The organism is Nostoc sp., assembly GCF_041747015.1.
In the GTDB taxonomy this organism is placed as follows: Bacteria; Cyanobacteriota; Cyanobacteriia; order Cyanobacteriales; family Nostocaceae; genus Nostoc.
Genome location: NZ_JBGTFY010000008.1, coordinates 1 through 7,417, shown reverse-complemented (window position 1 = coordinate 7,417; position 7,417 = coordinate 1). Strand labels below are relative to the sequence as shown.

Annotated in this window: 9 protein-coding genes; 2 read left to right on the top strand and 7 right to left on the bottom strand. The window is 45.4% G+C overall.

Annotated features, from left to right (window positions below):
* Positions 1-766 (top strand): GTPase HflX (gene hflX / locus ACEW80_RS00780; RefSeq protein ID WP_373524768.1); only part of this gene is annotated, 766 nt, incomplete at its 5' end.
* A 111-nt stretch (positions 767-877) separates the two neighbouring features.
* On the opposite strand, the gene ACEW80_RS00775 is transcribed toward hflX, so the two are convergent.
* The 3 genes from ACEW80_RS00775 to ACEW80_RS00765 form a co-directional block, all read right to left on the bottom strand.
* Positions 878-1,726, bottom strand: a complete 849-nt coding sequence (locus ACEW80_RS00775; protein WP_373524767.1) for a DUF6544 family protein — start codon at positions 1,724-1,726, stop codon at positions 878-880.
* 458 nt (positions 1,727-2,184) lie between these two features.
* Positions 2,185-2,994 (bottom strand): CPBP family intramembrane glutamic endopeptidase, encoded by an 810-nt coding sequence (locus ACEW80_RS00770; RefSeq protein WP_373524766.1) that lies wholly within the window; start codon positions 2,992-2,994, stop codon positions 2,185-2,187.
* On the bottom strand, positions 2,991-3,164 hold the full coding sequence (locus ACEW80_RS00765; RefSeq protein WP_373524765.1) for a hypothetical protein: 174 nt from the start codon (positions 3,162-3,164) through the stop codon (positions 2,991-2,993). Before ACEW80_RS00765 ends, ACEW80_RS00770 begins: the two co-directional genes overlap by 4 nt.
* Before the next feature lie 21 nt (positions 3,165-3,185).
* Between ACEW80_RS00765 and ACEW80_RS00760 the strand changes: the two genes are divergently transcribed.
* Entirely contained in the window at positions 3,186-3,413 is a 228-nt protein-coding gene (locus ACEW80_RS00760) for a hypothetical protein (protein WP_373524764.1), read from the top strand.
* Between the two features lie 229 nt (positions 3,414-3,642).
* Here the strand turns inward: ACEW80_RS00760 and ACEW80_RS00755 are convergent, their stop codons facing one another.
* From ACEW80_RS00755 to ACEW80_RS00740, 4 genes are all read right to left on the bottom strand, one after another.
* Positions 3,643-4,371 carry a DUF305 domain-containing protein gene (locus ACEW80_RS00755; protein WP_373524763.1) on the bottom strand — a complete coding sequence of 243 codons (729 nt, stop codon included), beginning with the start codon at positions 4,369-4,371 and terminating at the stop codon, positions 3,643-3,645.
* Between the two features lie 150 nt (positions 4,372-4,521).
* Positions 4,522-4,683 (bottom strand): hypothetical protein, encoded by a 162-nt coding sequence (locus tag ACEW80_RS00750; protein ID WP_373524762.1) that lies wholly within the window; start codon positions 4,681-4,683, stop codon positions 4,522-4,524.
* Between the two features lie 122 nt (positions 4,684-4,805).
* Positions 4,806-6,323: a phytoene desaturase family protein gene (locus tag ACEW80_RS00745; RefSeq protein ID WP_373524761.1), complete on the bottom strand. Its 1,518-nt coding sequence runs from the start codon at positions 6,321-6,323 to the stop codon at positions 4,806-4,808.
* Positions 6,324-6,422: 99 nt separating this feature from the next.
* Entirely contained in the window at positions 6,423-7,295 is an 873-nt protein-coding gene (locus tag ACEW80_RS00740; protein WP_373524760.1) for a hypothetical protein, read from the bottom strand.
* Positions 7,296-7,417 lie beyond the last annotated feature (122 nt).

Below are 7,417 nucleotides of genomic sequence, written 5' to 3'. Positions count from 1 at the left end.
ATCACGAGCCGGAAAACTGCAAGTAGAACTCGCTCAACTAGAGTATATGTTGCCCAGATTGACGGGTAGAGGACAAGCCATGTCAAGGTTGGGTGGTGGGATTGGGACGCGGGGACCAGGGGAAACTAAACTAGAAACTGAGCGGCGAGCGATCGCCCGGCGAATTAGTAGATTGCAGTCTGAAGTAGACCAATTACAAGCTCATAGATCGCGGTTACGTCAGCAACGCCAACACAAGGAAGTACCATCAATTGCGATCGTTGGTTATACAAATGCCGGAAAATCAACGCTGTTAAACGCCTTGACTAATTCTGAAGTCTACACCGCCGATCAATTATTTGCGACTCTCGACCCTACTACCCGGCGAATGTTGTTACCGGACGCGGTGACAAGTAGACCTAAGCAGATCGTGCTTACAGATACCGTAGGATTTATTCACGAATTGCCAGCGTCGTTAATGGATTCTTTTCGGGCAACTTTGGAAGAAGTCACCGAAGCCGATGCTTTGCTGCACGTAGCAGATTTATCTCATCCAGCTTGGCATAGTCAAATCAGATCAGTAATGAGTATTTTGTCAGAAATGCCGATTACTCCGGGACCAGCCTTGGTAGTTTTAAACAAAATTGATTGTGCTGATAGCGAGACATTGGAACTGGCTAGGGAGGAGTTTCCTCAAGCTGTATTTATTGCGGCGCGCGATCACTTGGGGTTAGAAACTTTGCGCCAACGGATTTCTCAGCTAATTCGTTATGCTGTAGCTTCGTAAATTATCGGGACACAAATAAGTGTGTCCCGACTCCTTAAAAATTACGGTTGTTCTTGCAAAAGTTAAATATGCCCCACGTAACAATTGAAATGATGAGAGCAATAGATTTTGCTACAGCGCAGACTCATAGTTAATCTCTGTAATTCTGCCTTTGAAATAGAGCCGAGTGCCTTCTGGATACTCCCATCCCACCTCGCTTTCTAAAGGAATAAGCATCTCATTGCGAACTGAATATTCCCAAAATCTTCCGCCCCAAGGCATCGCAGTCAGCTTGTCGCGATGCCGAGCTTCAGCCCGCATCGTCGCGATCGTCCCATCAGCATTAAACTGAAACACAAGGGAGACCGTTGTTGCACCATCCGTCAAAGTAGCGCGAGCGGAGGTATCGTCGATCATTTCCCAGTACACACCCTGACTCGGTAATAGTGCAGTAGGATACCAAGCCGCCTCAGCAAAGAACCGCATTAGTTCGCCTTGGTCAGCTTCAGGGGTACCGTGCACATCCGCAACGGTGACAAGACCAAGTAAGGATGCGTGTAAGTTGCCTTCGCCTAACAGATAGGCATCATGGACAAAGGCATTCAGTCCTGGAGCCATCTGGATGCGTGCATCCCAATCAAAACCTAGACGTTGAGTAATCACGAGTTGAGTGGCAGTAAACGGATTCCACTTATCCTCCATTTCATTCAGATTGAACTGTCCTGTCTGAGAGAGGCTGACCTCTGCCACGATCGGTTGTCCATCCGTAAGAACTGTCCGAAAATATCGCTGGACGGGATCTGGTAAACCTTCAAGCTCTTCTGGGTCGTAGATTTTTGGCTCAATGGTTCGCCGTCTACTTGCTAATTTAGCGCGTAATTTATCAGTATCTATCTGCCACCGATAGCCACCGTAAAGGATGGCAAGTCCAATGCAAACTAGAATTAAAACACCAATAATTGCAATCCATTTTATCCACATGATACTTACCTATGTTTGTTAATTTAGAATTTGATAGAGGGTGATGATGAGAATGATTGCGAAAATAGTTGTATAGATTAGCTTTGTGTACTTGGCTAGCCAACTGGGAAGATAAATATCAAAATTGTCTTTTGTGGAATTTGAGTATTTTCGGGCAAGCAGATTTAATGGGCAGTGGGATTTAAAAGTTAGTAGGGTTAGCCCCTCTAGTAATACAAATCCATAACCCATCCAGAGCCAGAGATCGAGTTTATTGGCGATCACGGCATAAAGCATATAGAAAATAACAAAGTTAAAGAATATCCATATCAAAGTGTGAATGGCTTTAATCAGAGTCAATTTGGTTTTACTTTGCATATTGTGTCAATATAATTTCTCCATTTTCGGCGTTAAATCGCGCCATTCGTTCTAGTTTTGAGTTCATAACATTCCCTGACACCTTGCCAAGAGTGATTTGCTCATGTTTTCCTCGCAGTTAACTGTTTCCAATTTCCTTTCCACAGCAACAGTCCGCCTAATACTGTCAAGGTAAGCATCTGCCAGATTTCAACCAGAGAACCAAAACCGATCGTGGTTTCGATCGCATCACGAATCTCATCAATTGCAGCGTGATAAACAGTCACAACGGCAAGGCTTTGTGTAACTGTCCAAATATATGCAAAAACGAGCGCGTGCATCATCGTAGGAATTAGAGTTAGTACAAGCATAATGGCTATTGAAGTTCCCATATTACCAGTAAGTTTTTCAGCCACGCCCATTCCAACAAGCGTAGGTAAATGCCATGCCCACCAAATAAATGCATGAAGAAGTAGTGCTGTTCTTAATCTGTATCGTTTTACCAAGTGCGGTAGCATATAGCCGCGCCAACCAAACTCTTCCCCAAATGCTGGAATCAAGGTGGCGATAAAACGAAGTAGAAAATTTCCGAGAATCTCTGGAACAATAACTGCTTTAGGGATACTACGCATTCCTAAGACTAATTCGAGGATTGTGGGAACAACCCAGACAAAGATTGCTAGTGAAAAAACTGCTAAATAGTGTTTTGATTTACCCCAATTCCAGCCAGCTTTTGAGAAACCATCATGAAATATATAGCGACCAGCGATACAGGTGCCAACTGTGACCATAATCATTGGTAATGAGCTTAAGGCATAGCGCATAAACGGTGTCTCTGCCCACAGCACATACGCGATTTGAAATGGCCAAGATATCGCCACGACGATCAATAGATATGTTCTCAGCGAGAAAGGTTTCTGGGAATTTTTCATTCTTGAACTTTACCTTCGACATTTTTGGCGGTTGTCTTCGCCAGCACCTTGTTCACCATTACATCTACGAATTTGGCTGACTTATTCACCCAGGGACCGTGCCCCGATCGCTCAAACCAAATCAATTCTTTGTGCGGCGCAGTGAGGATATTAAAGTACTCCTCGGTCATCTTGGGCTGCGCGTTAACATCGTGTCGTCCGATCAGAAAGTAGACAGGCACTTCGAGGCGTGTCGCCTGCTTGCGAAAGTCCACATCCCACAATTGCGGGTAGACTACTCCAAAAGTGTCCAGCAGTCCTCGGAACCAATTCACCTTGTCGTACAGTCCGTACTCGGAACCCGCAAGGTCTTGAAAAGTATTGAACCCCGCATTGGCGATCGCGGGATTCTGATGTACGTGATTGTCTCCACAAAGTAAGCACGCTTTATCACGACATCGTCGCCGTAATAAGGCGGCGGCCCCTGTCGCTGGAGTTTTTCCGCTTGCTGCGTGTCTCCACGTTCTTGTGCCAAACGCAGCACAAAATCGTAGCAAATCAGGTCGTGCTCTAGAAAGTCTAGAACAATTACTACAAAATAGTTTCAGCGATCGTGTGGTACCTGAACGTAGCGGCGCTACCTTTAGTCCAGCAGAGACAAAAGTAGTGTTATTGATACCACTGTTGATACCACTGTTGCATCTGGTTAATTTCAGCCGTTTGTCCTTTGATGATCAACTGAGACAGGTTCCGAATCTCTGGGCGCTGACTACTATTGAAAACCATTGAAGCCATCATCACACCCATCTGATGATGGGGAATCATTTGTTGAATGAACTCACGATCAAAGTCAGGGGATTTTTGCAGGGTATATAGATTTGTACCCATCATATTACCACCCATCATATTGCCACCCATCATGCCAGATCCCCCATTTCGATCCCAGTCATTCCAATTGCGGTACATCCCCATTCCAGGTCCCCAAACGGGTTGCTGATTGCTGCCTTGCCCTTGTTGATTCCGGTTATACCAGCCCCAACGATTTCCTGGGCCCCAAGCCGGGACATCCGCACCAGACCACTGCTTATACCAGGTTTGCATCTGCTGAATTTCCTGACTTTGCGTGGTTTTAATTGCCTCGGCAAGTTTCTTGATCTCCGGGTGCTTTGCTTTGCTGAGTGCCAGATCTGCCATTGCGATCGCCCCTTCATGATGGGGAATCATCATCACAATAAAGTGCTGGTCAGACTGTCCTATCATTCCAGGTCTAAAGGGAACTAGACTGGCAATGCCCGCAGGAGAAGGAGAAGATTTGGCGACCAAGAACAGCACACCAGCCGTAATAACACTACCCGTCAATAAGCCAATAAGACAATAGGTTAAAGGCTTTTTATTCATAGAAGCATCTCTCTTAGCAAATGAATTGCTTATCCTATTTATGACATCAATGTATCAGCAATTAATGATGCATTGATGTTACTGAGATATATCTTAAAAACATCCTTCAACACACAAATGCTGATCGAAGCTCAAGTTCAGGGAATTGGCTTAAAAGCCAAGCTTTTTCGTGGCCCCAATTCGCAGTGATGTGAGTGCGATCACACTCACAATTTGTAGTTTGAATAGCCGATTTAGCTTGCGAATCGGGGTATGAGTAAAGTGACTCATAATAAAATTCACTATTTGGACAATTGCATCAGATTCAGACATTGGTTGCAGATCCCGATAATGAAGAGTTGAGCTATACTAAAATCAAGGTTATTGGTCGTGTCCGAGAGATTACTTGTGGTGGGTTATGGGCATCGTTATGGTGCGAGAAAGGAGTGTACTTTTTAAGGTATTTTTGCCCTAAAAACTCGCTTGTCTTCCAGACAGATTTGCTGTATAACATTTCGTCCCGACATGGCAACTACTGGGACACTACCACCCGGCTCGACCCACTGACCGATCGAATAGAAATTCCGCAGTTTAGGTAATGTTTTCGGTAATCCTTTTATCGACAGCGGGAGGGTTTGCTTGGTCAGTAGCCAACCACAACTCGATCCTTGCCAGTTACCAGTGTAACGCTCGTAGGTGAGGGGAGTAGCCACATCTACAAACTCAATATCGCTCCTAATACCGGGATAGAATCGCTCTAAGAGATCGATAAGAATTTGTGATTCTTGAATTTCCTCCGCGTCGTAGATCGATCGACCATAGATGCGTTGCCAGTAGTCATAATTAGTGGTCAGTACGACAATCAGCACTGATTTCCCTAACGGTGCTAGCGAGGGATCAAAGCAGTAGTTCTTGACCCCCACCTCATATCGCTTTTCCCCAGCAATCACTACGGGTTCATTGAGCAGATGAGTAGTCCAGTGCGGTTCAGATGATAGATCACGATTTACTCCCAGTGATACCTGTAGTTGGGAATGAATCGGTAAGTGTCCATCATAGTAACGTTGGATTGGGCGAGGGACATATTGACGATCAAGTAACCCGAAGAGCGTATTGTGCCCATCACAAGCCGAGATCGTTCGATCAGCCCAGTGTTTTTCGTTGTTATATAACCGCACACCAATTGCCTGCTGGTTCTCTACTAAAACCTTTTCCACTTGCGACTCATAGTGAATTTCACCCCCTAATGCCAGATAGCGTTGGGCGATCTTTTGAGCAAATTGCAGCGATCCCCCTAGTGGAAAGCCAGCATTTTTAGTGTGCATATAAGCTAGCAGAGACATGCCCACCATCACTGGAATACTTTCCCAGGCAAACATCTGAGAAATAGCGCGGCGCAGAAAGGGATCTTGGAAGCGATCGGCAAACTCTGCTGCTGAGAGGTTTCCCCACCGTAACAGTGGGCATACAAACGGTAACATTTTCCACACCAGCCGTCCCCAGTCACCCAGACGCAATAATGCTTTGGGCTGCTGCTGGACTAGTGAGAGATCAAAGTGGGTAAAAGCGCGAATCCCAGCACAGAAGTCGCTAATTAGCCGACGATCAACTGGTGATAGTTCTTTTAAATGTTGCTCTAACCGAGCCGGATTGCTGTAGACAATTAAGGTTTTACCATGAGGTTCGCTAACTCGTAGTAATTCATCGTGATGGACAAATTGTTGCTGCGGCACAACGCCGAGTTCCTCCCAGAGACGGTAGAAAGGCTGTCCTTGCCCAGAGCCAAACAAATAGTGAATACAACCATCAAACACAAATCCCTGCCTTTGCCAAGCGGTACACAGACCACCTGGTTGATTATGCATCTCAAAGATCCGTGTTCGATAACCATTCATCTGGGCATAGCAACCTGCTGCCAGACCAGAAATCCCTGCCCCAATAATGATCATGGTTCCAGTTGTAGCATTCTTCATGTGAAACCTTGACTACTTTCTTTAACTCAATCCCCACATATTTTTCAAACTGTTCTTCTAAATTATGGGCACCAGACAGCATAGTAATTACTGCCCTATTCACTCACTAGCTGTTTGAGGTTTTTCTCTACCAAACCTCCACAGCAAGATGACACCCAAGCCGAACAGATTGACTAGGAAAACTACTAACCCTCCAAAAAATGGAATGAGTGCCAAAACTGTCAGGATCGCCAAACCCACCAAGAACTGCTGCTGTAACGACCGATTGCCATTACTGATTAGGCGTTGACCGACAAAAAGTGCCACGCCCAATGACCCTACTAGAGAAGTGACAATCGCAGTCAGAATTAGTAGTGGAATCAGGGGAATACCAATGAGCGTAATCGCCAGAAACACACTGACAAAGATAATGGCGACAATCGCCCCGATCCCCCATAGAGCAGTCAAACTGGGATGTTGACGCAATTTTGTAGCCAAATTCGGCAGGAACTGTGGGCTGGTATGCAAAATAATCAGTCCGAGAATAGCTGCTGCTATAGCGGCACTAATTCTAAAAATGGCACTGAAGAAATAGTGAGCGAAGAAGCTACTTCTGCCTCTATCAGAGCCATACATCATGCCATGTCGATCGCTGAATGTAGCTTTCTCACCACCAATGATCGCACCGGGTTCCTGTACGATTTTGCCGCCAAAGGAGTAAGTATCACCATCTACCCGCGCTCCTTTTTTTAGGATGACATCCCCGCCAAAAGCGATAGCAGTGTCCAAAACTCTGGCATTAGGTGAAACAGTAACGTTCCCCCCAAAAGCAAGGGCATTTTCGACGATTTGGTTCTCTGGTACGGTCACATTTCCCCCAAAGCGAATGAGGTTGGTATTGTCGATATTAATATCGGTCTGTGCGAGGGCATTGCCTGCAAATATTAAGCAAATGGTAGCTACAAAAGCCAGAGTTAATTGTTGCCATTTCATAGATTTCATCCTCGTGAACGACAAGAACACCGACTATCTCTCATGATGTTAAAAAAGATGAGGAAACTGTGAGGAAGTTATGATTGAGAAAACTCATGATAAATTTCCCATCATTTCCGCAT

What these genes read in the sequence shown, in the direction of transcription:
- ACEW80_RS00745 (WP_373524761.1), bottom strand. Translation starts at nt 6,323, where the DNA reads ATGAAGAATGCTACAACTGGAACCATGATCATTATTGGGGCAGGGATT.
- ACEW80_RS00740 (WP_373524760.1), bottom strand. Translation starts at nt 7,295, where the DNA reads ATGAAATGGCAACAATTAACTCTGGCTTTTGTAGCTACCATTTGCTTA.
- ACEW80_RS00765 (WP_373524765.1), bottom strand. Translation starts at nt 3,164, where the DNA reads ATGACCGAGGAGTACTTTAATATCCTCACTGCGCCGCACAAAGAATTG.
- ACEW80_RS00770 (WP_373524766.1), bottom strand. Translation starts at nt 2,994, where the DNA reads ATGAAAAATTCCCAGAAACCTTTCTCGCTGAGAACATATCTATTGATC.
- ACEW80_RS00775 (WP_373524767.1), bottom strand. Translation starts at nt 1,726, where the DNA reads ATGTGGATAAAATGGATTGCAATTATTGGTGTTTTAATTCTAGTTTGC.
- ACEW80_RS00750 (WP_373524762.1), bottom strand. Translation starts at nt 4,683, where the DNA reads ATGTCTGAATCTGATGCAATTGTCCAAATAGTGAATTTTATTATGAGT.
- ACEW80_RS00755 (WP_373524763.1), bottom strand. Translation starts at nt 4,371, where the DNA reads ATGAATAAAAAGCCTTTAACCTATTGTCTTATTGGCTTATTGACGGGT.